Source organism: Streptomyces sp. GQFP, from assembly GCF_021545335.1.
In the GTDB taxonomy this organism is placed as follows: Bacteria; Actinomycetota; Actinomycetes; order Streptomycetales; family Streptomycetaceae; genus Streptomyces.
Genome location: NZ_CP089312.1, coordinates 990,517 through 1,016,564, shown reverse-complemented (window position 1 = coordinate 1,016,564; position 26,048 = coordinate 990,517). Strand labels below are relative to the sequence as shown.

Annotated in this window: 20 protein-coding genes; 16 read left to right on the top strand and 4 right to left on the bottom strand. The window is 69.6% G+C overall.

Annotation, left to right across the window (positions count from 1 at the left end; all coding sequences use genetic code 11):
* Positions 1-126: 126 nt before the first annotated feature.
* Positions 127-1,356 carry a cytochrome P450 gene (locus tag LUX31_RS04600; protein ID WP_235473278.1) on the bottom strand — a complete coding sequence of 410 codons (1,230 nt, stop codon included), beginning with the start codon at positions 1,354-1,356 and terminating at the stop codon, positions 127-129.
* A 225-nt stretch (positions 1,357-1,581) separates the two neighbouring features.
* On the opposite strand from LUX31_RS04600, the gene LUX31_RS04595 reads away from it, so the two are divergent.
* From LUX31_RS04595 to LUX31_RS04570, 6 genes are read left to right on the top strand one after another with little or no spacing between them, the layout of a single operon-like run.
* Positions 1,582-2,526, top strand: coding sequence for an SDR family NAD(P)-dependent oxidoreductase (locus LUX31_RS04595; protein ID WP_235473276.1), 945 nt, complete (start codon positions 1,582-1,584; stop codon positions 2,524-2,526).
* A gap of 32 nt (positions 2,527-2,558) precedes the next feature.
* Entirely contained in the window at positions 2,559-3,800 is a 1,242-nt protein-coding gene (locus LUX31_RS04590) for a CaiB/BaiF CoA transferase family protein (RefSeq protein WP_235473275.1), read from the top strand.
* A 43-nt stretch (positions 3,801-3,843) separates the two neighbouring features.
* The gene (locus LUX31_RS04585) at positions 3,844-4,866 is read left to right on the top strand and encodes a TIGR03617 family F420-dependent LLM class oxidoreductase (protein WP_235473273.1); all 1,023 of its coding nucleotides are present in this window, start codon (positions 3,844-3,846) and stop codon (positions 4,864-4,866) included.
* Positions 4,859-5,710: an enoyl-CoA hydratase/isomerase family protein gene (locus LUX31_RS04580; protein WP_235473271.1), complete on the top strand. Its 852-nt coding sequence runs from the start codon at positions 4,859-4,861 to the stop codon at positions 5,708-5,710. Before LUX31_RS04585 ends, LUX31_RS04580 begins: the two co-directional genes overlap by 8 nt.
* On the top strand, positions 5,707-7,371 hold the full coding sequence (locus LUX31_RS04575; RefSeq protein WP_235473269.1) for an AMP-binding protein: 1,665 nt from the start codon (positions 5,707-5,709) through the stop codon (positions 7,369-7,371). Before LUX31_RS04580 ends, LUX31_RS04575 begins: the two co-directional genes overlap by 4 nt.
* Positions 7,372-7,392: 21 nt before the next feature.
* On the top strand, positions 7,393-8,199 hold the full coding sequence (locus LUX31_RS04570; RefSeq protein ID WP_235473267.1) for an SDR family NAD(P)-dependent oxidoreductase: 807 nt from the start codon (positions 7,393-7,395) through the stop codon (positions 8,197-8,199).
* A gap of 32 nt (positions 8,200-8,231) precedes the next feature.
* Here LUX31_RS04570 and LUX31_RS04565 read toward each other — a convergent pair whose 3' ends face one another.
* From LUX31_RS04565 to LUX31_RS04555, 3 genes are all read right to left on the bottom strand, one after another.
* The gene (locus LUX31_RS04565) at positions 8,232-9,785 is read right to left on the bottom strand and encodes a TetR/AcrR family transcriptional regulator (RefSeq protein ID WP_235473266.1); all 1,554 of its coding nucleotides are present in this window, start codon (positions 9,783-9,785) and stop codon (positions 8,232-8,234) included.
* Positions 9,786-9,935: 150 nt separating this feature from the next.
* Positions 9,936-11,141, bottom strand: coding sequence for an acetyl-CoA acetyltransferase (locus LUX31_RS04560; protein ID WP_235473265.1), 1,206 nt, complete (start codon positions 11,139-11,141; stop codon positions 9,936-9,938).
* On the bottom strand, positions 11,141-12,574 hold the full coding sequence (locus tag LUX31_RS04555; protein ID WP_235473264.1) for an OB-fold domain-containing protein: 1,434 nt from the start codon (positions 12,572-12,574) through the stop codon (positions 11,141-11,143). Before LUX31_RS04555 ends, LUX31_RS04560 begins: the two co-directional genes overlap by 1 nt.
* A 176-nt stretch (positions 12,575-12,750) precedes the next feature.
* Here LUX31_RS04555 and LUX31_RS04550 point away from each other — a divergent pair, with 176 nt between their 5' ends.
* The 10 genes from LUX31_RS04550 (at position 12,751) to LUX31_RS04505 (ending at position 26,017) form a co-directional block, all read left to right on the top strand.
* Positions 12,751-13,731, top strand: a complete 981-nt coding sequence (locus tag LUX31_RS04550) for a DUF7065 domain-containing protein (protein ID WP_235473263.1) — start codon at positions 12,751-12,753, stop codon at positions 13,729-13,731.
* Entirely contained in the window at positions 13,728-14,966 is a 1,239-nt protein-coding gene (locus LUX31_RS04545) for a CaiB/BaiF CoA transferase family protein (protein ID WP_235473262.1), read from the top strand. Before LUX31_RS04550 ends, LUX31_RS04545 begins: the two co-directional genes overlap by 4 nt.
* Complete coding sequence (locus LUX31_RS04540) at positions 14,963-16,111, top strand: acyl-CoA dehydrogenase family protein (protein WP_235473261.1); 1,149 nt, start codon at positions 14,963-14,965, stop codon at positions 16,109-16,111. Before LUX31_RS04545 ends, LUX31_RS04540 begins: the two co-directional genes overlap by 4 nt.
* A 21-nt stretch (positions 16,112-16,132) precedes the next feature.
* A complete protein-coding gene (locus LUX31_RS04535; protein ID WP_235473259.1) occupies positions 16,133-17,092 on the top strand; it encodes a hydroxymethylglutaryl-CoA lyase in 960 nt (319 codons plus the stop codon).
* Complete coding sequence (locus LUX31_RS04530; RefSeq protein ID WP_235473257.1) at positions 17,089-18,384, top strand: acyl-CoA dehydrogenase family protein; 1,296 nt, start codon at positions 17,089-17,091, stop codon at positions 18,382-18,384. Before LUX31_RS04535 ends, LUX31_RS04530 begins: the two co-directional genes overlap by 4 nt.
* Positions 18,381-18,863, top strand: a complete 483-nt coding sequence (locus tag LUX31_RS04525; protein ID WP_235473256.1) for an FAS1-like dehydratase domain-containing protein — start codon at positions 18,381-18,383, stop codon at positions 18,861-18,863. Before LUX31_RS04530 ends, LUX31_RS04525 begins: the two co-directional genes overlap by 4 nt.
* A gap of 3 nt (positions 18,864-18,866) precedes the next feature.
* Positions 18,867-19,361 carry a MaoC family dehydratase gene (locus tag LUX31_RS04520; RefSeq protein WP_235473253.1) on the top strand — a complete coding sequence of 165 codons (495 nt, stop codon included), beginning with the start codon at positions 18,867-18,869 and terminating at the stop codon, positions 19,359-19,361.
* Positions 19,358-20,125, top strand: coding sequence for an SDR family NAD(P)-dependent oxidoreductase (locus LUX31_RS04515; RefSeq protein WP_235473252.1), 768 nt, complete (start codon positions 19,358-19,360; stop codon positions 20,123-20,125). Before LUX31_RS04520 ends, LUX31_RS04515 begins: the two co-directional genes overlap by 4 nt.
* 46 nt (positions 20,126-20,171) lie before the next feature.
* Positions 20,172-22,892: an AAA family ATPase gene (locus tag LUX31_RS04510; RefSeq protein ID WP_235473250.1), complete on the top strand. Its 2,721-nt coding sequence runs from the start codon at positions 20,172-20,174 to the stop codon at positions 22,890-22,892.
* A 323-nt stretch (positions 22,893-23,215) separates the two neighbouring features.
* A complete protein-coding gene (locus tag LUX31_RS04505) occupies positions 23,216-26,017 on the top strand; it encodes a PEP/pyruvate-binding domain-containing protein (protein ID WP_235473248.1) in 2,802 nt (933 codons plus the stop codon).
* Positions 26,018-26,048: the final 31 nt, after the last annotated feature.

Below are 26,048 nucleotides of genomic sequence, written 5' to 3'. Positions count from 1 at the left end.
CCTGTCTCCCCTTTCCTCAGGTGTGGCATGGACCATGAGGTGATCTCTGTCGAACGGGACGACACCGACTTGGAGGCGTTCACCGGTGGCCCGCCGCGGCCCTTGTCGCACGATCCGTCGCTGCTCTCATCGCGCGATGCGGACCGGCAGACTGTCGAGGCCGCGCGCGAACGAAGGCTGGTACCGCGGGACGAACCCGGGTTCCACCTCGAAACGACTCAGCGCGACGATGGCCTTGAGGGTCGCGGACATCTCACGGCGGGCGAGGTGGTTGCCCAGGCACCGGTGGATTCCGGCGCCGAAGGCCACGTGGCCGGACAGGTTCTCCCGCTCGAAGTCGAGCTCGTCCGGCTCGGCGAACTTCTCCGGGTCGCGGTTGGCGGCGGCCCAGTTCAGCAGGACCCGGTCACCCGCCTTCATCGGGCACCCACTCATCTCGACGTCCTCGGTCAGTGTGCGGGCGCCGGTCGGGACGGCGGTCTCGTACCGGAGGAACTCCTCGACCGCACGATTGATCCTGCGGTCATCGGCGCCGCGGAGCCCGGCACGCAGTTGCTCGTCGGAGGCCAGTCGGTATGCAAAGCACCCGGTGGCGCCCATCGTCGTCGCCATGCCGGCCATGATCATCAAATTGATCACCTCGACGCGCTGCTTCTCGTTCAGCTCCAGGCCGTCCTCGCCGGTCAGCCCCATGTGCGCGATGGTCCCGGCCAGGTCGTCACGGCGTCCCGCGGCTCGCCGCCGCTCCAGCAGGTCCGCGCAGAACGCGAACAGTTTCGGCGCCTCCTCCAGCGCTCGTTCCGGCTGTGTGTGGAGGACTTCGAGAACGTCCAGCACCCAGCCGATCTCCGACTCGTCCTGCTCCAGAAAGGACTCGAAGAAGACCAGTGGCGGAAGAACGTTGACGAAATCGGCGACGAAGTCACACGATCCCTTGTCCACGCAGCGCCCGATGAGCCGGTCCACCTTCGCCGCGATGTCCGTCTCCCGGCCGCGCAGCGCCTCCGGGGTGAAGAACGGGTTGAGCAGCCTGCGAATCCCTCGGTGCAGCGGCGGGTCCGACTCCAGCGGGAGCTGCCGGAGGACGTCCAGATCGAACTGGACGGGGGTGGCGCCATCCGCACTGCTGAAGGCGGTCGGATTCGTGGCGGCGGCCATGACGTCGGCGTGCTTGTTGATGATCCAGAAGCCGCTGTCCCCCCTCTCGTGCCAGACCTGGTCGCTCCACGCGACCGGACACGACTCACGCAGCGCGTTGATCCTCGGCCAGAACTCGGCGGCGAGCGCGGGTTCGAGCGGGTCGAAGTGGGTGGTGACAGCTGGGACAGGGCCGACCTGACGTGCGGTCTCGTCCATCGCGTCTCCCCATGTTCGTGGTAGCCCAGGTTGGATGCGTATCTAAACCAGTTCTGATTCTATGCGGAGACAGAATCCTGACACGGCTCAGAGCAGTGGGGAAGTCCCTGGAGTCAGGCCATTTTTCTGACCCTGAAGGCTCTCGAAAGCTGCGCCGAGAGGTGTTGACGCAGTCCGAATGTTAATTAGAATCAGGTCGACTTTCGACAGAGGAGGAGCAGCCTGATGGGACAGCGTCCGATTTCGCTGCAGGACCGGGTTGCCGTGATCACCGGTGCCGGGCGTGGCCTCGGTCTGGCGTACGCGGTGGAGATGGCCGGCCGTGGCGCGGCGATCGTGGTGAACGACATCGACGCGACGTGTGCGGACGAGGTCGTTTCGACCATTACCGAGCAGGGTGGCATCGCGATCGCCTCGTACGACGACGTCAGCACACCGGACGGCGGCGCCGCACTCGTGGCGAGCGCGCTCGCACGATTCGGGAAACTCGACGTGGTGGTCAACAACGCCGGGATCCTACGGAACGGTTTCTTCGAAGACCTGTCGCTGGAGGAGATCGAGGCCGTCCTCAGGGTCAACCTCGCGAGCGCGTTCTACGTGACCCAACCGGCGTGGCGGATCATGAAGGACCTACGCTACGGCCGAGTCGTGATGACCTCGTCGAGTACCGGCCTCTTCTCGCACGGGGGCGCCGCGAACTACGCCGCGACCAAAGCCGGGCTGTACGGCCTGACGAAGGCACTGGCGTTCGAGGGGCAGGACTTCGGCGTGCGTGTCAACGCCGTACTGCCGTGGGCGACCACGACGATCGCCGCCGGAAACCCCGTGCCGGGCCACGTCGAGAACTGGCGTCGGCTCTGTGGCCCGGACGTCCCGCCGGACGATCCGCGCCGGAGCCCCGAGTTGATGGCGCACCTCGTCGCCTACCTGGCATCGGACCACTGCACGACCACCGGCGAGGCGTTCTCGGTCTGCCGTGGCCGATACGGTCGCGTGTTCGCCGGCGTCGCCGACGGCTGGAGCGCCGAGGATCCGTCGAACGTCACCGCGGAGCAGGTCGAGGAACACGTCGACCAGATTCGTGACATCGGGCGGCACACCGTGCCGATGTGGGTTTTCGACGAGGTGCGAACGGTTGTCGAGCCACTCGTCACGCACGCACGGGGATGACGCCGCGCCCCTCCACTGAGAGAAGAGGGTTCATGATTGATCTCCTGCGCAATGTGCGGGTACTCGAGTGCGCGGTGCTGCCGACCGGCGATCAGGCGGGGCGCCTGCTGGGCGACTTGGGCGCCCAGGTCATCAAGGTCGAGCAGCCCGGGATCGGGGACTACATCCGTGATCTCGGGGACATGATGGCCCCCCGGCACAGCACCACCCACATGCTGATCAACCGCCACAAGCGCAGCATCACCCTGAACCTGCGCAGCGATGCCGGCCGCGAGGTCTTCTACAGGATCCTCCCCACCATCGACATCTTCGTGGACGGCTTCGCGAGCGACGCGTGTGAGCGTCTCGGCGTGGGCTACGAGGCCCAGCGCAAGGTCAAGCCCGACATCATCTACTGCCAGGCCAACGGCTTCGGCACCCGCGGTCCCTACGGGAAGATCCCCGTCCACGGATACATGATGGGGGCCACGGCCGGCTCGACGCAGCTCAAGGTGCGCGAGGACGGGCTCGTACAGGAGGCGGTCGAGCCCAGTGAGCTGAACTTCCCGGGTTACGTCGACGGCCCGCTGATGGGTGGCCTGTTCGGCGTTTTCACCGCTGTCGCCGCGTTGAACTACCGCAACGCGACAGGGAAAGGCGTGTACATCGATTCGTCGGGTACGGACGCCACTCTCGCCGTGCAGTCGCTCGACGCGTCGAGCCTGTGGAATCTCGCTCGCACGGATCGTGGGGTCAACCTGCCGCCGACCGTGGGGCAGGACCCGCTGGAGCGTCCCAAGTACGCCTTCTACCTGACCAAGGACGACAAGTACGTGCTGCTCGCCGCCATCGAGCACAAGTTCTGGGACAACTTCTGTGACGTGATCGAGCGTCCGGACCTGCGGGAGATGAAGTACCTCGACTCGCCCGTGGACTTCCGCAACCAGAGCGGGGACAAGAACCTCGCGCACACGCTGCGACCGATCATGGCCTCGCGCACCCTGGCCGAGTGGATGGACGTCGCCGAGAAGTACGACATCCCGATGAGCCCCGCCAATACCGTGCAGGGCACCCTGGACGACCCGCATCTGCGCGCGCGGGAGATCATCCACGAGTCAGTCCATCCGGTGGCCGGCGCGTTCACCACCGTCGGCTGGCCGGCCCCGGTCGCTGACCAGCCGTTCGACGTGGAGCACCACGCCCCGACCCTCGGCCAGCACACCGACGAGATCCTCGGCGAACTCGGCTACTCGGCCGAAGCCATCCAGCAGCTCCGCGACCAGGGGACAGTGTGACCGCCCGACGCCCGAAGCGGGCGCCGGCGCGGGGCGGTCGGCGATGAAGCTCGACGGCATCCTTCCGGCTCCCGCGTGGTCCGAGGTGGGCGCCACCGCGGCACGGATGGAACAGCTGGGCTTCGACGGCCTGTTCACCTCGGAGGTGACGAACGACCCGTTCCTGCCCCTGGCGCTCGCCGCGACCGGGACCGAGCGGATGGACCTCGGGACGTCCATCGCCGTGGCCTTTCCCCGCAGCCCCATGCATCTGGCCCAGGTCGGGCGCGATCTCCAGGCGAATTCGGGAGGCCGCTTCATCCTGGGTCTGGGCTCGCAGGTGAAGGCGCACATCGAGCGGCGCTACAGCGCGTCGTTCGACCGGCCCGCCGCCCGGATGCGCGAGATGGTGCTCGCGATCCGCGCGATCTGGGACTGCTGGGAGAACGGCACCCGGCTGGATTTCGACGGCGAGTTCTTCCGTCACACGCTGATGACGCCGTTCTTCGACCCCGGTCCGAGCGGCCACGGGCCCGCGCGCATCTTCCTCGCCGCCGTCGGGCCGATGATGACCGAGGTCGCCGCGGAGGTCGCCGACGGCATGTTCGTGCACGGCTTCAGCACCGAACGCAACCTGCGCGAACGCACGCTGCCCGCGTTGGAGCGCGGCCTGAGCCGGGCCGGCCGCTCCCGCGCGGACATCGAGCTGTCGTACCCGCTGTTCGTGATCACCGGCGACGACGACGCCGAGTTCGACACCGCCGACAGGGCGGTACGCGAGCAGATCGCCTTCTACGCCGCCACCCCGTCCTACCGCCCCGTACTCGAACTGCACGGCTGGGGCGAGCTCCAGACGGACATGCAGACGCTGGCCAAGCAGGGCCGCTGGAAGGAAATGGGCGCCCGGCTGCCAGTCGAACTGGTCGACGCCTTCGCGGTTCGTGGCCCGGTCAGTGAACTGCCCTCGATCATCTCCGCGCGTTACGGAGACCTCATCGACCGGGTGTCGCTGTACGCGCCCTACCGACCCGAGCCCGAGCAGTGGGCGGGGCTGATCGCCGCCTTCAGGGAGATGTCCCATGCCTAGCGACAACCATGCCGCGCCCAGCGGCAACCATGCCGAACCCGCGGTGCTGGTCGAGCATCCCGCCGAGGGAATCACCGTCCTGCGCCTGAACCGCCCGCGGCGGCTCAACGCCATCAACAGCGAGCTCATCGACGGCCTGCTCGACGCGGTCGCCGAGGTGCGCCGGGACCGCCGATGCCGTGCCGTCGTGCTCACCGGTTCGGGCCGGGGATTCTGTGCCGGCGCCGATCTCGCCGGATACGGCGTGCCGAGGGGCTTCGACGATCCTCGGGAACTGCAGCGCAACTACGCCGTCCAGGAACACCTTTCGGCCGCAGTGACCTCCCTGACGAGCCTTCAGGTGCCGGTCGTCGCCGCGGTCAACGGGCCGGCCGCGGGAGGCGGCATGGCGCTGGCCGCCGCCGCCGACATCCGCGTCGTCAGCCCGGACGCCACGTTCACCGTGGCCTTCGTCAAGGTCGGCCTGTCCGGCTGCGACCTCGGCCTGTCGTGGCTGCTGCCTCGGATGATCGGCGCCGGCCGGGCGTACGAGCTCATGCTGACCGGCCGGACCGTCGAGGCCGAGGAGGCTGGCCGGATCGGGCTGGCCAACCGCGTGGTGGCCGCCGATCAGCTGCTCGACGAGGCGCTGCGAACCGCGGGCCTGATCGCGGCCAACAGCCCGTGGGGAGTCCGGATGACCAAGCAGGTCATGTGGTCCCAACTGGAGGTGGGCAGCCTGCGGGCAGGAATGGAGCTGGAGAACCGCACCCAGGTGCTCAGCACCTACACCGGGGATGTCACCGAGGCGATGCGGGCGTTCCAGGAGAAGCGCGCTCCGCAATGGGCGGGTGATCAGTCATGACGTCCTCCCCGGACCCGGCCCCGGCCCCGGACAAGGTTCTCGGTGACTGGCTGCGTGCCGAGGCAGCCGCCGACCCCGACCGGCCGTTCGTACAGTGCGGCGGCGACTGGGTCACCCTCGCCGAGCTGGACCGGCGTTCCGACGCGGTGGCAGCCGGCCTGCAGGGCCTGGGAGCCGGCGTCGGTGACCGGGTCGCGGTCATCCTGCCCAACGGCATGGAGTACATCGTGCTGGTGTACGCGATCGCCAAGGCGGGCGCGGTCCAGGTGCCCGTCAACACCTATCTGCGGGGCGCGTTCCTCCACCACCAGCTCGCCGAGTCGGGCGCGTCCGTGGTGGTGGGCGACGGTCACGCGCTGGGGCAGGTCGGTCCCCTCGTCGAGGAACTTCCCGCGCTGAAGACGTTCGTGCTGGTCGGCGACGCGCCGACGGGATCGGCGGAGCGGTTCCCCCTTCCGCTGGTGCGCTACTCGGGCCTTGAGGGCAGCGGCCGCGCCCCGGTCCCGGTGGAGCTGTCGCCCGACGACCTCTGCGTCATCATGTACACCTCCGGTACGACCGGGCCGTCCAAGGGCTGCATGATCAGCCACGGCTACTACTGCGCGATTCCCGCCCTGTTCCTGGAATACGACTGGTTCCACCCCGGCGAGCGCATCTTCGGCGCCTCGCCGATGTTCCACTTCACCGGGCAGGTCACGGTCGTCGCCAATGCCCTGGCCGCGCGCGGGTCGGCGGTGCTGGAACCGGAGTTCCACGCGACGACGTTCATGGCGCGTGCCCGTGAGGTGGGCGCCACCGCGGTGTTCGGGGTGGGGGCGATGGCGATGGCGATCCTCTCCCAGCCGCCGGACCCCGGCCGCGACCGTGACCACGGCATCCGGCAGGCCACCTGGATCCCGATGACCGGACCCGACCAGGAGCGGTTCACCGAGCGCTTCGGGATCCCCGTCCTGTCCGAGGTCTACGGCCAGTCCGAGTGCTGGCCGGGGACCCTGTCCCGGGCCGGGGATCTGGCGAACCGGCGGGCGGGCAGCCTGGGCCGCACCATGGAACACCTCGACCTCCGGCTCGTCGACGACGACGATCTCGATGTGCCCACGGGCCGGGTGGGCGAGATCCTGCTCCGCCCGAAGATCCCGAACCGGATGTTCGGCGGCTACTGGAACAGCCCGGACGCCACGGCCGAGGCGAGCCGTGACGGCTGGCACCACACCGGTGACAACGCCCGGTTCGACGAGGACGGGTTCCTCCACTTCGTCGACCGCAAGAAGGACTGCATGCGGCGACGCGGGGAGAACGTGTCGAGCATGGAACTGGAGGCCGCCATCCAGCGGCATCCGCTGGTCGCCGCCGTGGCGGTGCACGCGGTGCCCTCGGCACTGGGCGAGGACGAGATCAAGGCCTGCGTCGTGCTCGCCCCCGGGCAGCAGTTGGCCATCGACGAACTCTTCGCCTTCTTCAAGGCGACGCTGCCCTACTACGCGGTGCCGCGCTATGTGGAGTACCTCAAGAAGCTTCCGGTGAACCAGACCATGCGCGTTCAGAAGTTCGTCCTGCGCGAGCGGGGCATCACGGACGGGACCGTCGACCTGCATGCCGCTGGTCTCGTGGTCGGGCGGCACGAGCGGCGCGCACCGGTGAGCGGGCTTCCAGGCGAGTGACGAGCGCAACGAGGAGAGCAGATGAGCCAGTTGGCGAGCACCAACGCCGTGGACAGCCCCGAGGTCGAACGGCTCTTCCGCCTCACCGACCGCGTGGCGATCGTGACCGGAGGCACGCGGGGAATGGGGCGCGCCGTGGCCACCGGCTTCGTCGCCGCCGGGGCGAAGGTCGTGGTCGCGAGCCGCAAACCCGAGGCGGTGCGGGAAGCGGAGCGCGAGCTGCGGGAACGCGGCGCCGAGGTGCTCGGGGTGGTGGCCCACATGGGCGACCTGGACCAGGTCCAGGACCTGGTGGACAGAACCGTCGACCGGTTCGGCGGCATCGACATCGTCATCAACAACGCCGCGAACCCCCTCTCGCTCCCGATCGGCCACCACACACCCGAGGCATGGGCGAAGTCCTACGACGTCAACCTCCGAGGCCCCGTCTTCCTCGTCGAAGCCGCGCTCCCGCACCTCCGGCGCAGCTCCCACGGGGTCGTCGTCAACGTGCTCTCCGCCGGCGCGTTCGCGTACTCGCCGGACACCGCCATGTACTGCGGGGCCAAGGCCGCCATGGTCAGCTGGACCAGGTCGATGGCTGCCGCGCTGGCACCCGGCGTCCGAGTCAACGCCCTGGCCCCCGGGGTCATCCTGACCGACATGATCCTGCGCACCGACCCGGAGTACCGGGAACGCATGGAGAGCGCGTCACTGATGCGCCGTGGTGCCCAGCCGGAGGAGATGGTGGGACCCGCGCTGTTTCTGGCGTCCGACGCGTCCAGCTTCATGACCGGGCAGGTGCTGATCGTCGACGGCGGGCTCACGCCGGCCAGCCCCGTGTCGTAGCGGCATCCCGTGCCGTAGCGGTCCCGAGCCCCTCAGTCGCGGCGGACCAGTCCATGGAAGATCATGGTCGTGAACTGCGCGGCCAGTGTGGTGGGGTCGAGGCGCCCGTCGGGCCGGTACCACTCGGCGGCCCAGTTGCTGGTCCCGATGAGCATCATGGTCACCGAGGGAACGTCGACGTCGGCGTGGATCTCGCCGGCTTCCTGGGCGGACGTGAGCAGGTGGCGCCAGTACGCCGTGAACGCCAGCCGGCCGGCGAGGCTCGGGCGCCGCACCTCTTCGGGAAGCTGTTCGAAGATGCGCAGGAGCCCCGAGGTGTACGAGCCACGGCCAAGTGCCGAAAGCATGTGTGCCGTCACCGCGGCGGACACCCGGTCCAGACGTGAGGCATTCGCGGGCAGGTCCGCCACGGCCTCGCGGACGAGGCGGTCCGCATGCTCCCAGGCCTCGGCGAGCAGGCCGGCGAGGAGATCGTCGCGCGAGTGGAAGTGGTAGTAGAGGCTTCCTGGGCGTAGTCCGGCGACTGCGGCCACGGTGCTGATCCGGATCCCGCCATAGCCTTGCTCCCCCAGTACCCGGGCGGCCGCCTGGAGGATCCGGGCCCGGGTCGCCGCACGGCGCGAACCGTCGACGCCGGGCAGCGCCGGACGCGGCTTCAGGCGGGCCTCCTCCGGTTCTGCCGGTGCGATGGCGGTCGGGCGGTGCCCCGTGGCCAGACCCGTCAGGAACAGGTCGCCCAGCGCGGGCCTGAGCTTCGCGGGGGAGAGGTCCTCGCCGGAGCAGTACCAGTCGGGCGAGGAGTTCAGCGCGCCAAGGATCAACATCATCATCGCCGGGAGGTCGACGTCGGTGCGCAACTCCCCGCCGGCCTGCGCCTGTTCGAACAGGCATCGCCAGTACCCGCCGTATTGACGCTGGTCGTGCAGCCGTCGCCGATGGACATCCTCGGGCACCTGTCCGATGATCCGGATCATGGCGCTGGTGTAGTTGCCGATCTCCAACACCATCTCCAGGTGCGCGGTGATGAGTTCACGCAGTCTGGCGAGGTGCGTCGCGTCCGGAGGCAGGGACGCCACGCGCTGACGGACGAACCGGTCGACGCGCTCCTGGCCGACGCGCAGCACTTCGTCGACGAGTTCCTCGCGGGTGCGGAAATGGTAGTAAAGGCTGCCGGAATGTATCGCCGCCTCGGCGGCGATGTCGGACAGCCGTGTCTCCGTGTAGCCCTTGCGACTGAACACCTTCGCGGCCGAATCGAGGATCCGGGTGCGCGTCTTGTCGGCCTTGGTCAGGCGAGGGCGACCGTTGCCGGGCACCGATGTCGGCACAGCAGGGTCATCGGGTGCGGCGGTCCCGCCGGGAGCGCCGTCCCGCCCCGCCGCGGCGGTCGAGACCATCCGCTGGGGCTCGGTACCGTCCGCCGCGTGTCGGGACCCGAGGTAGGCACGGCGAGTCTCGATCGCGCCGACCAGCCGGCCGTAGACCGCCGCGTCACGCGGGTCGTCCAGCCACTCGTCCGCCGCCACGGCGACAAGGCGGTCGAGCGCCGCCAGTCGTCCGTCCACCACCCCCAGAGTTTCACCCATCACGGCACGACTGTCGACCTCGGTCGATCCGTTGCGAGAACGCTTCGCCCATTCCGATCGTGCGCCCCTGGGACAACCCCGACGATCTACGCCGCGAGAGGTCCCCCATCGCGGCGGGGGCGGGAACGCACCCCACTTCACCGAGACCGCTCAGGACCTGGGCTCCGTGCCGACAAGGGACACGAAGGACACACACTCCCCGGGGCCGCCGCCGAGGTTGTGCGTCAGGCCGAGCCTGCCGCCCGGCTCCGGGATCCGGCGATCCTGCGGCGCCTCGCCCCGCAGCTGGAGCCAGCACTCGAACAGCATCCGCAGACCCGACGCGCCCACCGGGTGCCCGAAGGCCTTGAGGCCGCCGTCGGGATTGACCGGCAGTGAACCGTCGAGGTCATAGGCGCCGGCGAGGACGTTCTTCCAGGCCGTACCGCGGTCGGCGAAGCCGAGGTCCTCCATCAGGACGAGTTCGGTGACCGTGAAACAGTCGTGCACCTCGGCCATCGCGATCTCCGTACGCGGGTCCTGGACTCCGGCCTGGCGGTAGGCCTCCCGGGCGGAGGACGTCACTTCGGGGAACGTGGTGAAGTCGTAGTCCGGATCGACGTTGCCGTCCGCCGCGCCGGAGACGAACGACAGGGCCTTCACGTAGAGCGGCTTGTCGGTGTAGCGGTGCGCGTCCTCCGCCCGTACGACGATCGCCGCCGCGGCGCCGTCGGACACCCCCGAGCAGTCGAACACGCCGAGGTCGCCGGCGACCAGGGGCGAGCCGGCGATCGTCTCCTTGGCGACCTCCGTGCGGAACTGCGCCCTGGGATTGCGGGCCCCGTTGCGGTGGTTCTTCCACGCGATGCGGGTGAACACCTCCTTCAGGCGCTCGGTGTCGACGCCGTACTTCCGCGCGTACGCCGGCGCCAGGAGGCTGAAGTTGGCGGGAGCCGACGTCGTACCCAGTGTGCCGCCGGTGCCGTCGCCGGGAATGGACTGGCGGGTCAGCCCGGAGAAGCCGGAGTCCTTGAGCTTCTCCACCCCGACCGCCATCGCGGTGTCGTAGGCGCCACTGGCCACCGCGTAGCACGCGCCGCGCAGTGCTTCCGAGCCGGTCGCGCACATGTTCTCGACGCGGCTGACGGGCTTGTCCCGCAGCCGGAGCGGCCGGCTGAGCGTCAGCCCGGACACCCCGGACAGGTAGGTGCCCAGCCAGAAGGCGTCGATGTCCGGCACGGGCAGCGCGGCGCTGCGCGAGGCGGCGACGGCGGCCTCGACCAGCAGGTCGTCCGTGCCCCGGTCCCAGTGCTCGCCGAAGGCCGTGCATCCCATGCCGACTATGGCGACCCGGTCGCGAATTCCCCTCGACGCCATCAGGTCTCGACCTCACCGTTCGTTCGTGTCCGCACCGGCCTGGCCTTCCAGAAGTAGTTGTGTACGCCGTCCGCCGTGAGCAGGCGGCGGAAGGTGAGTTCGACGCGCATCCCGATCGTCACCTCGTCGGGCCCCGCGTCGGCGAGCTCACAGCGGAAACGGCCCCCGCCGTCGAAGTCGACGACGACGGCGACCATCGGCGGGCTCGGGGTGAAAGCCAGCCGGTCCACTGTGAAGGTGGCCACCGTCCCGAGGGCGTCGCGCATCGGGTGTCCGGCCATCCGGTCCACCGCGGAGCAGGAGTAACACACTCTGGACGGCGGCAGGTTGACGGTCCCGCAGGCTTCGCAACGCGTGGCCTCGAAGGCGTACTTGTACCCGCTCGCGCGGTGCGACGGCGGCGCCGCGGGGGCGTCGGGCTCGGGCCGCCGGGGCGGTTCGCGGTCGAGCAGGCCGCGCCAGGTGAGGAAGAGGTGGTAGCCGAGCCCGGGGGAGCCCCCGGTGACCTGGCCGGTGACGGAGACCCGGGGCCTGGTCGTGCCGATGTGCTCGGTCGTACGGAGCACGATGGCCGTTGCCCCGTCGGCGAGTTGCACGAGCACCACGTACTGGCCGGGAACCGCCCGGTCCAGCACGTCGGCGAGCAGCAGGCCGGGCTGCGCCGTCCCGGGATTGCCCACGCTGTCGGTGAGCGACGGCGCGACCGCCCCGGTGCGCACGCCGCTACCGCGCGCGAACGCCGCGTTCGGCCGGGACGCCGATCCACAGACCACCAGGTGGTCGACCTGCTCGGGAGTGAGGCCCGCGGCCTTGAGCGCGGCGGCGAAGGCATCCTCGGTGAGCGGCCCGTACACATGCCCGCCGAAGCGGTCCTCCCAGGTGCGCGAGGCCGGCGCGCCGGGGAGCCGCCAACGCTCCAGGAACTCCTCGGTCGTGGACGCCGAGCCCACGACCTCCGCCAGCACCGGGGCCCCGGGACCGCCGGGTCCGAAGAGCAGCGCGGCGGCGGCGTCACCACCGTCGCGCTCGTCGCCGCTGCCCGGCAGCCCGGTACGGATGTCGGACAGCAGCGCGAGTGTGGGGACCGGCGCGTCGGCGGCCGCCAGCAGTGCGCCGATCGCGGAGCGGGGCGCGCCGCCCATGTCGACGGCGAGCGTGGACCGGTCGAGGCCCAGGGCGGCATGGACGGCCGCGGCGTTGGTCTTGTCGAGGTAGGGCGGAGCGGATGTCGCGAGGTACAGCCGCTGCGGGCGGACGCGCACGGAGTGCAGCGCGTTCCGGGCGGCCTCCACAGCCATCGAGGTGGTGTCCTCGTCGTAGGAGGCGACCGCGCGGCTGCCCTTCCCCGCACGGCTCCCCAGCGCCGCGCCCAGGTCCCGTCGCAGCAGCCGGTGGTAGGGCACGTACGCCCCGTAGGCGAGCAGGCCCGTCATCGGAGTCCTTCCCCAAGGAGGAGCCTATTTTATAATCTAAGTCAGGTTCAGTCCAGGTGGCCACATAGCGTCAGTCAGACGCGTGCACCTTGCGTCGTCAGTCAAAATCTGCGTTCATTTAGGCACCGGCTCGTGTGATGGCGCGGGCGCCGCCCCCTCGCTCCAGGAGGCCTTTCATGGTCGACTTCGTTCGGCCGGAAGACGACTACTTCCACCAGACCACCATGACGGACAGCCCCTTCTGGAACGAGAGCGCATGGTTCCCCTTCCATGTGCCCGAACGCGATCTGAGCGGCTTCGTCTACATGAACCACCGGCCCAACATGAACTTCTCCATGACCGGTGTCGCGCTCTGGGATCCCAGCGGCGAGGAGATGTACGACTGCCTCTACCACGACTGGCACGAGTTCGCGCCGCTCGACATCTCCGCCGGCACGACCGAGATGTTCGACTACACGACGCCGAACGGCCTCACCCTGCGCTGCGTCGAGCCGCAGAAGACCTTCCTCATGCAGTACGACCGCGACGGCTGCCAGTTCGATCTGCGCTTCGACGCCACCATGGAAGTGGCCAACGCGGGTTTCCCCGACGGTTCCGAGGAGTGGGGCCCCCACCACTACGAGCAGGGCGGCAGGGTCAGCGGCAAGGTCTGGGTCAACGGCGAGGAGATCGACGTCGACTGCGGATCCAACCGCGACCACTCCTGGGGACCCCGGCTGTACCGGGACAATCCGCGCGGGGACTTCCCGTGGTTCAACGACGGCAAGGGGTTCGCCGTCCAGATGTACAACATGGGCACCGAGCCGCGCGAGAGCGACCCCGTCGTCGGCACGACCGAACCCGCCATCACCGGCTGGATCCAGAAGGACGACAAGGTCAGCAACATCGTCTCCGGCACCCGCAAGGTGGTCGAACGCCGCCCCGACGGCGTCCCGTGGAAGCTCGTCATCGAAGGCACCGACGACCTGGAACGCACCGTGCGGGCCGAGGGCGAGTGCAAGAACGTCCTCAAATGGGTTCCATGGGCCCGCTACCTGCAGTTCTGGTCCCTGTGCGAATGGACCCTCGACGACGGCTCCAAGCAGTACGGCGAGGCCATCGAGTGGTTCCCCGGCATCCAGGCCCGCGGTTTCCTGCGATCCCTCCGCACGTCATGATCCGGCTCCTGGAGGGCATCCGCGTCCTGGAATGCGCCATGCTGCCGACCGGCGACCAGACCAGCCGCCTGCTCGGCGACCTCGGCGCCGACGTCATCAAGATCGAGCGCCCCGGCACGGGCGACTACCTGCGCGAACTCGGCGACCGGATCACCCCGCAGAACAGCGTCTTCCACCTGCTCTGCAACCGCAACAAGCGCAGCGTCGAACTCGACCTCCGCGGCGACGACGGCCGGAGCATCTTCTTCGACCTGCTCAGGACCGCCGACATCTTCGTCGACGGCTTCGCGGGGGACGCCTGCGAGAAGCTCGGTATCGGCTACGCCGCGCAGGCCGAGGTCAAGCCCGACATCATCTACTGCCAGGCCAGCGGCTTCGGCACCCGCGGACCCTACGGCCAGATCCCGGTGCACGGCTACATGATGGGAGCCGTCGCCGGCCAGGAACAGTACGAGATCGACGACGAAGGCGTCGTCCGCCAGGTGCTCAACCCGCAGGGGCAGTACTTCTCCGGCTCCATCGACGGCCCGCTGTCGACGGCGCTGTACGCCGGCCTCACCGCGGTCGCCGCCCTGCGCCACCGCGACCTGACCGGCGAGGGCGCCTACATCGACGCCGCGGGCGCGGACGCGGTACTGGCCAACCAGTGCCTGGACGCGGTGATGTCATGGAACGCCGACCGCGTCACCGACCGCCGCAACCCCCCGCCGCCGGTGGGGATGGATCCCCGGAAGCGGCCGAAGTACACCTGGTACCGGACCAAGGACGACAAGATCGTGCTGCTCGCCGCGATCGAGCACAAGTTCTGGGACAACTTCTGCCGTGCGGTCGGCCGCGAGGACCTCCTCGACGTGAAGAACACCACCTTCGCGGTGGACTTCGCCGACGGCGGGCGACGTGATCTGCTCGATGAACTCGTCCCGGTCTTCCGCGAGCGGACGGCCGCGGAGTGGGTGGACATCGCCCGCCGGTACGACATCCCGCTCAGCCCCGCCAACTCCAAGCTCGACCTCCTGTCGGACGAGCATCTGAGGGCCCGCGAGATCGTCCACGACTCGGTCCACCCGGTCGCGGGCCCGTACACCAGCACCGGCTGGCCCGCGCCGGTGACGGGCCAGCCCTTCGACCTCCGCAGGCCGGCTCCCGCGCTGGGGCAGCACACGGAGGAGGTGCTCGCCGAACTCGGCCTGTCCGCCGACGAGGTGGCGGGCCTGCGCAAGCGCGGCGTGGTATGAGGCGCCGCGTCTTCGAGGAGGAGCACGACCTCTTCCGCGAGAGCTTCCGCCGCTTCCTCGACAAGGAGGTCGTGCCGCACCACCTGGAGTGGGAGCGGGCCGGCATCGTCCCCCGCGAACTCTTCACCGCCGCCGGGCGGCACGGGTTCCTCGGCATCAGCCTGCCCGAGAAGTACGGGGGCGGCGGTGTCCAGGACTTCCGCTACAACTACGTGATGCACGAGGAGGTGCAGGCCGCCGCCGTCAACGCCTCCGGCCTCGGGTTGAGCCTGCACACCGACACCGGCATCCCGTACCTGCGGCAGCTGGCGACCGAGGAGCAGGCCGGCCGCTGGTTCCCCGGCCTGATGTCCGGCGAGACCATCACCGCGATCGCGATGACCGAACCGGGCACCGGCTCCGACCTGGGCGCCGTACGCACCACAGCCGTTCGCGACGGGGACCACTACCTCGTCAACGGCTCGAAGACCTTCATCACCAACGGCATCAACGCCGATCTCGTGATCGTCGTGGTGAAGACCGACCCGTCGGCGGGCGCGCGGGGCATCAGCCTGCTGGCGGTCGAGCGCGGTACCCCCGGCTTCACCCGCGGACGCAACCTCGACAAGATCGGGATCCACGCCCAGGACACGGCGGAACTGTTCTTCGCCGACGCCCGGGTCCCCGCCGCCAACCTGCTCGGCACGGAGGGCGCGGGCTTCGGCTATCTGTCCGCCAACCTCCCGCAGGAGCGGCTGTCCATCGCCACCATCGCCGTTGCCGCCGCCGACGCGGCCCTGGGCTGGACCCTCGCCTACGTCAAGGAGCGCACCGCCTTCGGAAAGGCGGTCGGGTCCTTCCAGAACAGCCGCTTCGCGCTGGCGGAAATGGCGACCGAGGTGCGGATCGCACAGACCTACATCGACGGTTGCGTGCTCGCTCATGTCGACGGCGAACTGTCGGCGGAGGAGGCGGCCATGGCGAAGTGGTGGTGCGCGGAACTGCAGAACCGGGTGACGGACCGCTGCCTCCAACTGTTCGGCGGCTATGGCTATATGACCGAATACCCCATCGCGCGCGCGTTCGTCGACGCCCGCGTCCAGAAGATCTACGGCGGCACCAACGAGATCATGAAAGAGATCGTCGGCCGCTCGCTCGGCCTGTGACGATCGAGGGGAGGCACCGGCATGGTGATGTACGCGCCGCAGGAGGTACGGGCCGACGGACTGCCCGACCGCGTCACGATCTACGAAGTGGGCGCCCGCGACGGACTGCAGAACGAGAAACAGGTCGTCCCCACCGAGGTGAAGGCCCAGTTCGTCGAGCGGCTCGTGGCGGCCGGACTGCGCACGGTCGAGACGACCAGCTTCGTCCACCCCGCATGGGTCCCCCAACTCGCCGACGCGGAGGAACTCATCGACCGGCTCGAACGTGCCCCCGGCGTCCGTTACCCGGTCCTGGTCCCCAACCTCAAGGGCCTTCGGCGCGCGCTGGACCGGGGCGTGCGGGACGTCGCGGTCTTCGCCTCCGTCACGGAGACGTTCTCCCGGCGCAATCTCAACCGGAGTGTGGCGGAGGCGCTGGAGATGATCGCCCCCGTCGTCGACGGAGCGCGGTCGGCCGGCGCGGGTGTACGGGTCTACGTCTCGATGGCCTTCGGTGACCCGTGGGAGGGCGAGGTGCCGCGCGAGCGGGTCGTCGATGTGGCCGGCCGCCTCATGGCCCTCGGCTGTACGGAGATGAGCCTGAGCGACACCATAGGCACGGGAACGCCCGGTCATGTCACCGCACTTGTCGCCGACCTGGTCGACAGCGGCATCCCGCTGGAGCGCATCGGGGTGCACTTCCACGACACCTACGGCCAGGCCCTCGCCAATGTGCTGGCGGCCCTGCAGGCCGGAGTGACCACCGTGGACAGTTCCGCCGGAGGGCTCGGCGGATGCAACTTCGCCGAGAGCGCGACCGGCAACCTCGCCACCGAGGACCTGGTGTGGCAGCTCCACGGCCTCGGCATCGAGACCGGTGTCGACCTCGACGCCCTGGTGCGGACCAGCGTCTGGATGGCCGGGCAACTGGGACGCCCGAGCGTCTCCCGCACGGTCCAGGCCCTGGCCGGCACCGCAGGCCGGCAGCGAGGAGCGGCATGACCCCCGGCAGCACCATCGCGGAACTCGTCGTCCCGGACGGCACCACCGCCGACGAGCTGCGGGTGCGGCTGCGCGGCTGGATGAAGGAGCACGCCCCACCGGGCCTACAGGACGTGCTCGACTGGAACGCGCGCGTCGACCTTCCCGGCTCCGTGGGGAGCGCCGTCAGCGAGGAGCAGTACGCCGAGGCGCAGCGGCACCCGCTGTTCCGGGCATGGGAGCGATCCTGCCTGCGGGCGCGCCTGGTCTGCCCGTCCTGGCCGCGGGAGTACGGCGGCCGTGGCTGGCAGGCACCGGAGATGACGGTGCTCGACGAGGAGTTCCACCGGGCGGGCCTGCCGCGCGTCGACCGCGTACAGGGCGAGTCGATGGTCGGCCCCTCGGTCATCCTGCACGGCACGCCCGAACAGAAGGCGCACTTCCTTCCCCCGATCATCTCGGGAGAGCACCGGTACTGCCAGGGCTTCTCCGAGCCCGGCGCCGGTTCCGACCTCGCCTCGGCCACGACCCGTGGGGAAGTGGCCGGCGACGAGGTCGTCATCACCGGTCAGAAGGTGTGGACCAGCCGGTTCGCCACCGCGAACATGATCTTCGTCCTCTGCCGGACGGACCGCACCGCCACCAAGCACCGGGGGCTGTCCTACGTCATCGTGCCGTTCACCCCCGGAGACAACGGCATCGACGCCCGTCCCATCCGGCAGATGACGGGGGCTCAGGAGTTCGCCGAGGTCTTCTTCGACGGCACCCGGGCCCCGCTCTCAGGTGTCATCGGCGGCCTCGGCAACGGTTGGGGTGTGGTGCAGTCGACGCTCGCCTTCGAGCGGGCGGCGGCGGGCCGGGCGACGACCATGCTCGTCCAGGCGCGCGAACGCGAACTGGCGGCATTGGTGGCGCTGGCCCGTACGAACGGCAGGAACCGCGATCCCCTGATCCGCCAGCAACTCGCCTGGGCGCACACCCAGGTCCGACTGCTGCGGGCGATGTGGGAGCGCACCGTCGCCGAGGTCGCCGCCGGTCGTGAACCCGGGCCGCAGCTGTCGGTGTGGAAGCTGTTCTGGAGCGAGTACCACCTCAGGCTCGCGGCGATCGCCCTCGACATCGCCGGTCCGGACGCGCTCGTACGGCCGTCCGGACCGGGCTACCCGGTGGACCAGTGGCAGGACACGTTCCTCCTGGCGCACTCCGGGACGATCTACGCCGGTACCAGCGAGGTACAGCGCAACATCATCGGGGAGAACGTCCTCGGCCTGCCCCGCGAGCCCAGAGCCGCCGCTACGGAGGTGCGGAAGTGAGTTTCCGATTCCCGGTCGAAGCCGGAGCCATCCTGATGTTCGCCCGTGCCCTGGGCGACCTCGACCCGCGCTGGTACGACGAGGAGTCCGAGGCCGCGCGGCGGCACGGCGGCGTGTCGGCCCCGCCCACGTTCGTCGCCTCCGCCGCCCATTTCGACCCCGAGTGGCCCTACCGCCCGCGACCCGATGTGCCGTGGTGGGGATCCGGCCGGGGGCCCGGCAGCCCCGCCCCCGGCACCGGAGGCTCGGGTGGCACGAGCCTGCACGCCGAGCAGCACTACGAGTACCACCGGCCGCTGCGTCCCGGCGATGTCCTGACTGTCGAGCATCAGCCGGGCAAGACCTGGGAGAAGCACAGCGAGCGGTCCGGCACGCTGCGTTTCGATGAGGAGATCATCCGCTTCACCGACCAGCGGGGAGAACTCGTGCTGACCGCCACCCGGGTACGGGTCATCACCGAGCGACCGGTCGGGGGCTGAGCCATGAAAGTCGAGGAACTCACCGTTGGCGACAGTCGCACCGATGTGGTGGTCGCCGAGCTGTCCCGGACCCAGATCGTCATGTACGCGGGCGCCTCCGGGGACTTCAACCCGCTGCACACCGACGAGGTCCACGCCACTGAGGTCGCCGGATACGCCGGTGTCCTCGCCCACGGTCAGCTGACCATGGGCCTGACCGCCAAGCTGGTGACCCAGTGGCTCGACGAGGCCGAGCTGATGACGTTCGGAGTGCGCTTCAGGAGCCAGGTGTGGCCGGGCGACACACTCACCACCACCGCGACCGTGGCCTCCGTCGACGCGGGACCACAGGGCCCGGAGGCCGAACTGTCGCTCAGGACCACGAACGCGGACGGCCGCGAGGTCGTCACCGGTTACGCGCGCCTGCGCGACGCCGTGAGCACGGACGCCGTGAGCACGGGCATCGTCAACACAGACGTCGTAGCCACAGACGCCGCAAACACAAGGGAAGCCACATGACGCTGACGCAGTCGTCGTCCGAGACCGCCAAGCAGGCACTCGTCGCCGGGGGCAGCGGTGGCATCGGAGCCGCGATCTGCGAGGCCCTCGCCCGCGAGGGATTCGACGTGGCGCTCACCTACCACCGCAACGCCCAGGCTGCCGGGCTGACGGCGAAGGCGGTCCGGGGCCACGGGCGCGAGGCCACCGTTCACCAGCTCGACCTCACCGCGGCGGCGGACGTCGAGCGACTCGTGCGGAGCCTGCCACGCCTGGACACCGTCGTGTACGCGGCGGGCCCGCCGATCCCCATGCGCTACACCGGCGCCATCGACCAGGAGACGTTCGCCGAGCAGATGACGCGCGACGCCGTCGCCGGATTCAACCTGCTCCGGCCCGCGATCGAGCCGCTGCGGGCGACCCGGGGCACGGTGGTGTGCCTGGTGACCACGGCCCTGCGGCGTTACGCGACCCGCGACCTGCTCTCGGCGGCGCCCAAGGCGGCGGTCGAGCAGGTCGCCCGCGCGATCGCCGCCGAAGAGGGCAAGTACGGCGTCCGCGCCAACTGCGTCGGGGTGGGCACCATCGAAGCCGGGCTCTGGGACGACCTGCTGGCCAGCGGCGACTACGACGAGCGCGCTCTGGACGCGGCCCGCCGGGCGACCGCCCTGCGAAGGTTCGGGTCCGCCGCCGAGGTCGCCGAAGCGGTGGCGTTCCTCGCCGGTCCGCGTTCGTCGTACGTGACCGGTCAGACGCTGTGCGTCGACGGCGGATACTCGCTCTGAGCCACAAGTTTTGGTCCCCCCCCAACGACGCGGGAGGAGTAGCGACATGACTCAGGTGTACGAGCCGTCGCTGTCCGGGAGCACGCGGTCTTTCCCGGCCCGATCACCGTTCGGTCATCTGATCGACGGCGAGTGGCCGATGAGGGGTCGCGATCGTGAGCTGGAGCGGCTCCGGTCGTTGCTGAGAGGCGATTCGTCGGGGGTGATCCTTGCGGGTCCGGCGGGTGTGGGGAAGACCCGGTTGGCGCTGGAACTGCTGCGGACGGCCGAACGGGAGGGGCTGGCCGCGGTTCGGATCACCGGTGGACGGGCGACGGCGAAGGTGCCGTTCGGGGCGCTGGCCACGTTGCTTCCGGCGTCGGATCACGGGAGAGCGACGGAGGTGGATCACCGGACAGATCTGATGCGCCGCTCCGCGGCGGCGATCGTCGAGCGGGGGAACGGCCGCCGCCCGGTCCTGATGGTGGACGACGTCCATCTTCTGGACGAGCTGTCGGCCGCGCTGGTCTACCAGTTGGTGACCCGGCATGACGCCTTCGCGCTGGCCACGCTACGCACGGGGGCACGGGCTCCGGAGTCGGTCGTCGCGCTGTGGGCGGATGGTGTCGTGGAGCGGGTGGATCTCGCCGGTCTCGACGCCGCGGCGATCGGCGAGGTGGTGTCGGGTGTCCTGGGCGGTCCGGTGGATGCCGCGGTGGTGGCCGAGTTCGTCTTCCGGTGCCAGGGGAATGTGTTGTTCCTGCGGGAGCTGGTGCTGGGTGCGCTGGAGGATGGCGGGCTCAGCGACAGCGACGGGATCTGGCACCTGGCGCGGCCCCTGCATCCGTCGGAGCGGCTCTCCGAACTGGTCGAGGCGCGGTGGGGGCAGCTGACGGCGCCAGAACGGCAGTTGCTCGATCTGGTGTCCTTCGCGGAGGTGATCGGGCCGGCGGAGCTCGACGCGTTGTCGAGCACGGAGGCGGCCGAGAGCTTGGAGCGCAAGGGAATCCTGGCGACCAGCCGCAACGGTGCGCGGCTGGAGATCCGGCTCGCCCATCCGCTCTACGGCGACGTGGCGCGCAGCCGGATCCCGGCGTCGCGGGTCCCGTCCATGGCCCGGTCACTGGCAGGGGTCGTCGAGGGCAAGGGGGCGCGCCGGCGGGAGGACACGCTTCGGGTCGCGACGTGGCGGCTGGATGGCGGTGGTGCGAGCCCGGAGCCGATGCTGGCAGCGGCGAGGACCGCGCGCTGGCGTTACGACTTCCCTCTCGCCGCGAGACTTTCCGAGGCGGCGGTCCGGGCTGGCGCCGGGTTCGACGCGGCGCTGCTGGCGGCTCAGGTGGCGGGCCTGGAGGGTCGGGGTGCGCAGGCGGAGGCGCAGCTGACGGTGTTGGCCGCCAAGGCGACCGACGACACCGAGCGGGCCCTGGTCGCGATCGCGCGGCTGGACAACCAGGTCTACTTCCTCGGTCAGATCCCGGAGGCGCTCGTGATCGCCGACGAGGCCGATGCCGCCGTCACCGACCTCACGTGGCGCGACGAGATCACCGCGAAGCGCGGCGGGCTGCTGCTGGCCATGCATGGCCCTCGCGCGGCGGCCGAGGCAGTGGCTCCGCTGCTGGTGCAGGCCGACGGCCGGGGCCTGGTGTGGGCCTGCGTGATCGCGTCCTACGGGTTCGGTCGGATGGGGCGCATCGAGGAAGCGCTGGCGGTGGCCGAGCGGGGGCACGCGGCCAACCTCGAGTTGGCCATGCCGATGGAGTGGTACCCGTGGTACCACCTGTTCCACCGCGGGGAGGCGCTCGCCCACGCCGGCCGGTTCATCGAGGCGGACACGCTGGCGACCCGTCGGTACGAGCAGGGGCTCGCGGAGCGGTCGGCGGAGGCCCAGGCGTTCTTCGCCTGGCAGCTGTGCAAGCGGGTCGGCGAGCGCGGTCACGTCCGAGCGTCGATCCACTACGGCCATGAGGCGGTGGCGCTGTTCCGCCAGCTCGACCGGCCGCAGTACGTGGGCTTCTGCCTCGGGTACGTCGCTCTCGCCCACGCCCTCGGCGGCGAGCCGGAACAGGCCCGCACCGCCCTCGCAGACCTCGATGCGTTGGGGCTGCCCGAGACGCACTTCATGGGGGTGGACCTTCTGCAAGCCCGCGCCTGGACCGCGCTGGTCAGTGGAAACGCCCGAGATGCGCGCCGGCTGCTCACCGCGGCCGCCGCGACCGGCGAGGAGATCGGTGACATCGTCGGCGCCGCGTCCGCACTGCACGGTCTGGCTCGCCTGGGTGCCGCGGCGGAGGTCAGCGACCGGCTGGCCGGTCTCGGTGCCGTCATCGAAGGGGAGCTCATCACCGCCCGCGCCGCGCACGCGCGGCATCTGGCCGACGGCGACGCGGCGCGTCTTGAGCACACCTCGTCGGATTTCGCCGCGATGGGTGCCGATCTACTGGCGGCGGAAGCAATGGCGGACGCCTCGCAAGCCTGGCGGCACACCGGAGACATCCGTCGTGCCTGCGAGGCGGAGCGCCACGCCCGGACGCTACTCGCTCGTTGCGACGGAGCTGTCACCCCGAGCGTCCAGCGGATCGGGCTTCGGGTCCACCTCACGCCGGCCGAGACGGACACCGCGCTGCTGGCGGCATCCGGCCGGTCGAACAAGGAGATCGCCGACCAGTTCCGGCTGTCGGTCCGCACCGTCGAGAGCTACCTCCAGCACGTCTACGCGAAGCTCGGCATCCGCAGCCGCGCCGAACTGCCCGGTGCCCTCGAGACCTCGGACGGGGCGATCGGCTGACCGGGACCGTAGGCGGTCACCATGTCAACACGGTCTCGCGAGGGGCGCGGAGTTCGGGAAGGCCGACATCCCGATTGAGGTCACCGCCGGCACCGCGCTCTACCTGAACTCGGATCTGGTGGCGGCGGTCACCGGCGGGACATCCCCGTCGATTCGGGACACCTGCTCCTTCCGGGGATGAACCCAGCGCCGGTCAAGTAGCTGTGCCCGGCGGGGCAACCACCGTAGTAGCCGACCGGGAGGGCCGTACCGGTTACGGTTCCGGTCGCCCCCGACTGCCGAGATGCTCGACTTGAGCCGCACGTATCGCTGGGAGGCAACCGATGACCGCTTACCTTCTCCGGTTCGACGACGACGGCGCGGACCAACTGGCGAAAGTCGGCGGCAAAGCCGCCAATCTGACGTCCCTGACCCGTGCCGGTTTCGATGTACCTCCCGGGTACACCGTGACGACGGACGCCTACTGCCTGTTCCTCGACGAGAACGGCCTGCACAAGTCGATCGCGAACGCGCTTGCCGCGATCGACTGGAGCGCGCCCGCGCAGGTGGACCAGCTGACGAGCGAGATCCGCGACGCCATCATGGCGGCGGCGGTACCCGACGCGATCCGTCGTGACGTCGAAGCAGGTTACGGCGAGTTGGGTACCGACGTCTTCGTGGCGGTGCGGTCTTCGGGCACGGCGGAGGATCAGGCGGACGCGTCGTTCGCGGGCCTGCACGACAGCTTCCTCGACATCCGCGGCGCGGACCAGGTTGTCGACGCGGTCAAGCGGTGCTGGGCCTCGTTGTGGACCGCCAGGGCGACCTCGTTCCGTCATGACAGGGGCTTCGACCGAGCCGAGCCGCGGATCGCGGTCGTCGTGCAGGCGATGGTCGAGTCGGACTCCTCCGGAGTCATGTTCACCGGCAATCCGGTGACGACAGCGACCGACGAGATCGTGATCAACTCGGCCTGGGGGCTGGGCGAGGCGGTGGTGCAGGGCATCGTCACGCCCGACCAGTACACGGTGGACAGCCGCGGCCTGCGGATCCGGGAAAGCGTCGCGGGCACCAAGCCGGTGCGTATGGTGCGGGACCACGCCACCGGTAACGGCGCGGTGACCGAGGCCGTCGCACCGCAGGAGCAGGATGCCTTGTCGCTGTCCGACGAGCAGGCCGTGGCGCTGGCCGAACTGGGTCGCCGGATCGAACTGCACTACGGAGGCGTTCCCCAGGACATCGAGTGGGCCTTCGCCGGGGGCCGGCTCCACCTGCTGCAGTCCCGGCCGATCACCGGGGTCGAGTTCTCGTGGGACGCCGAGGTCGACGCGAGCATGTTCCCCTGGCACATGACCGAGCCGGGCGACGACGTCGTCTGGACCCGGGCGTTCTCCGATGCCGTCAACACCGGAGCGGTCACCCCGCTCACCTACACCGCGCGCTACGAGCACATCAACACGAACGGCTGGGGCCGGGCGGCGATGCTGGCCGGGCTACCCCATCTGTCCCGGCTGCGGCTGTTCAAGTACCACAAGGGCACCTTCTACTACAACACCGACTGGGAGCGGCAGGTCGTCGAGCGCGTGGGGATTCCCGCGTTGCGGCCCGGAATGCTCGAATGGCTGAGCCCGGCGCAGCGCGAGGAGATCGTGACAGCGCCCTTCAGCTACGCCGCCTACCTGCGCTTCCACCTCGCGGTGATCGCCGCGGACCCGCGGGCGAATCCGTACCATCTGCCGGACCGGCTGGAGCGGTGGCGAACCGCGCGGCCGGAGATCAACGGGCTTCCGGCCGACCAGCTGCGGACGATGTCCGACACCGAGGTCAGGGACTACACCGAGCACATGCTCCGGCTGGAGGAGGAGTACAACGCCGAGTTCGATGTCGGCTTCTACGTGTACTTCCGTGAATGGATGCTGATACTCGCGAAGATTCTCCAGCGTTGGTACGGGAACGAGGACTGGCAGCAGGTGCTGGGGCAGCTCCTCACCGGTAGCGACGAGCAGACCGACACCCTGAAAGAGAACACGGCGTTAGTCGGTTTCGCGAAGCGGATCGCGGGTTCGGAGGTCCTTCTCCAGACGTTCCGGGAGTACCGGGACGGGGAGTTCTTCGCCCAACTCGAGACCACACCCGAGGGCCGGGAGTTCCTGGCCGAGTACCAGCCGTGGGCGCGGGAGTACGGGCACCGCGGAGAAGCCGACCGAGACATGATCTATCCCCGCCGCTGCGAAGACCCCGCGCTCGACTACGGCTCGTTCCAAACCTTCCTCAACATGGAAGACCTCGCCAACTTGGACCCCATGGCACAGGAACGGGAGACCAACCGTCGCCGCGCGGAAGCCTATGAGTCGGTCGTGACGACGATAGGCCGGCAACCCTTGGGGCGGTTGAAGGCCGAGGCCTTCAAGTTCACCTACCGCGTGATGCACCGGTGGATCGTGGCACGGGACAACGAGCGGCAGAGCCCGACCGACCGGATCATGATGAGCTTCAAGCGCGGGTTCGTGGAGATCGGACGCCGAGTCCACGAACGCGGTCACATCGACGAACCCGACGGATACCACTACCTGAGCAAGCACGAGCTTTACGACGTCCTGAAGGGACACGTGCCCCATCGAAGCCTGCTGAACATGAAGATCGCCGCCCGGCGAAGGGAATGCGACCGCATCCACCACGGTGAGGCCGAGCTACCCATGTTCCTGCGGGGAGGCCGGGCGGTCGATCTCCAGGCCGGCACCGCCGGGAGTGACGCGATGCGCGGAACCGGTAACAGCCCTGGCACCGTGACCGGCGTGGCCAGGGTGGTTCCCACCCTCGCTGACGTCGTACGAGTGCGGCAGGGCGAGATCCTCGTGACCCATGCCACCGATCCGGGTTGGACACCGGTCTTCCTGCTCATCAAGGGCGTTGTCGTCGAGACCGGTGGAATGCTCTCCCACGCCTCGTGCATCGCCCGCGAGTACGGCTTCCCGGCGGTCCAGCTTCCGAAGGCGCAAAAGCTCATCCCGGACGGCGCGACCATCACCGTCAACGGCACCACCGGCCAGGTCACGATCATCGAGGAAGACGGTGATGGCGACCTCGCGGGGGGCCACGTCGGCTCCCATCCGACCGTGGATGCCGCTGCCACGCCGGGCAGCTGACACCCAAGCCACAACGTCGCCGATTCGTGAA

What these genes read in the sequence shown, in the direction of transcription:
- LUX31_RS04520 (WP_235473253.1), top strand. Translation starts at nt 18,867, where the DNA reads ATGAAAGTCGAGGAACTCACCGTTGGCGACAGTCGCACCGATGTGGTG.
- LUX31_RS04560 (WP_235473265.1), bottom strand. Translation starts at nt 11,141, where the DNA reads ATGGCGTCGAGGGGAATTCGCGACCGGGTCGCCATAGTCGGCATGGGA.
- LUX31_RS04545 (WP_235473262.1), top strand. Translation starts at nt 13,728, where the DNA reads ATGATCCGGCTCCTGGAGGGCATCCGCGTCCTGGAATGCGCCATGCTG.
- LUX31_RS04530 (WP_235473257.1), top strand. Translation starts at nt 17,089, where the DNA reads ATGACCCCCGGCAGCACCATCGCGGAACTCGTCGTCCCGGACGGCACC.
- LUX31_RS04540 (WP_235473261.1), top strand. Translation starts at nt 14,963, where the DNA reads ATGAGGCGCCGCGTCTTCGAGGAGGAGCACGACCTCTTCCGCGAGAGC.
- LUX31_RS04585 (WP_235473273.1), top strand. Translation starts at nt 3,844, where the DNA reads ATGAAGCTCGACGGCATCCTTCCGGCTCCCGCGTGGTCCGAGGTGGGC.
- LUX31_RS04510 (WP_235473250.1), top strand. Translation starts at nt 20,172, where the DNA reads ATGACTCAGGTGTACGAGCCGTCGCTGTCCGGGAGCACGCGGTCTTTC.
- LUX31_RS04550 (WP_235473263.1), top strand. Translation starts at nt 12,751, where the DNA reads ATGGTCGACTTCGTTCGGCCGGAAGACGACTACTTCCACCAGACCACC.
- LUX31_RS04565 (WP_235473266.1), bottom strand. Translation starts at nt 9,785, where the DNA reads ATGGGTGAAACTCTGGGGGTGGTGGACGGACGACTGGCGGCGCTCGAC.
- LUX31_RS04505 (WP_235473248.1), top strand. Translation starts at nt 23,216, where the DNA reads ATGACCGCTTACCTTCTCCGGTTCGACGACGACGGCGCGGACCAACTG.
- LUX31_RS04555 (WP_235473264.1), bottom strand. Translation starts at nt 12,574, where the DNA reads ATGACGGGCCTGCTCGCCTACGGGGCGTACGTGCCCTACCACCGGCTG.
- LUX31_RS04575 (WP_235473269.1), top strand. Translation starts at nt 5,707, where the DNA reads ATGACGTCCTCCCCGGACCCGGCCCCGGCCCCGGACAAGGTTCTCGGT.
- LUX31_RS04600 (WP_235473278.1), bottom strand. Translation starts at nt 1,356, where the DNA reads ATGGACGAGACCGCACGTCAGGTCGGCCCTGTCCCAGCTGTCACCACC.
- LUX31_RS04570 (WP_235473267.1), top strand. Translation starts at nt 7,393, where the DNA reads ATGAGCCAGTTGGCGAGCACCAACGCCGTGGACAGCCCCGAGGTCGAA.
- LUX31_RS04580 (WP_235473271.1), top strand. Translation starts at nt 4,859, where the DNA reads ATGCCTAGCGACAACCATGCCGCGCCCAGCGGCAACCATGCCGAACCC.
- LUX31_RS04595 (WP_235473276.1), top strand. Translation starts at nt 1,582, where the DNA reads ATGGGACAGCGTCCGATTTCGCTGCAGGACCGGGTTGCCGTGATCACC.
- LUX31_RS04535 (WP_235473259.1), top strand. Translation starts at nt 16,133, where the DNA reads ATGGTGATGTACGCGCCGCAGGAGGTACGGGCCGACGGACTGCCCGAC.
- LUX31_RS04515 (WP_235473252.1), top strand. Translation starts at nt 19,358, where the DNA reads ATGACGCTGACGCAGTCGTCGTCCGAGACCGCCAAGCAGGCACTCGTC.
- LUX31_RS04590 (WP_235473275.1), top strand. Translation starts at nt 2,559, where the DNA reads ATGATTGATCTCCTGCGCAATGTGCGGGTACTCGAGTGCGCGGTGCTG.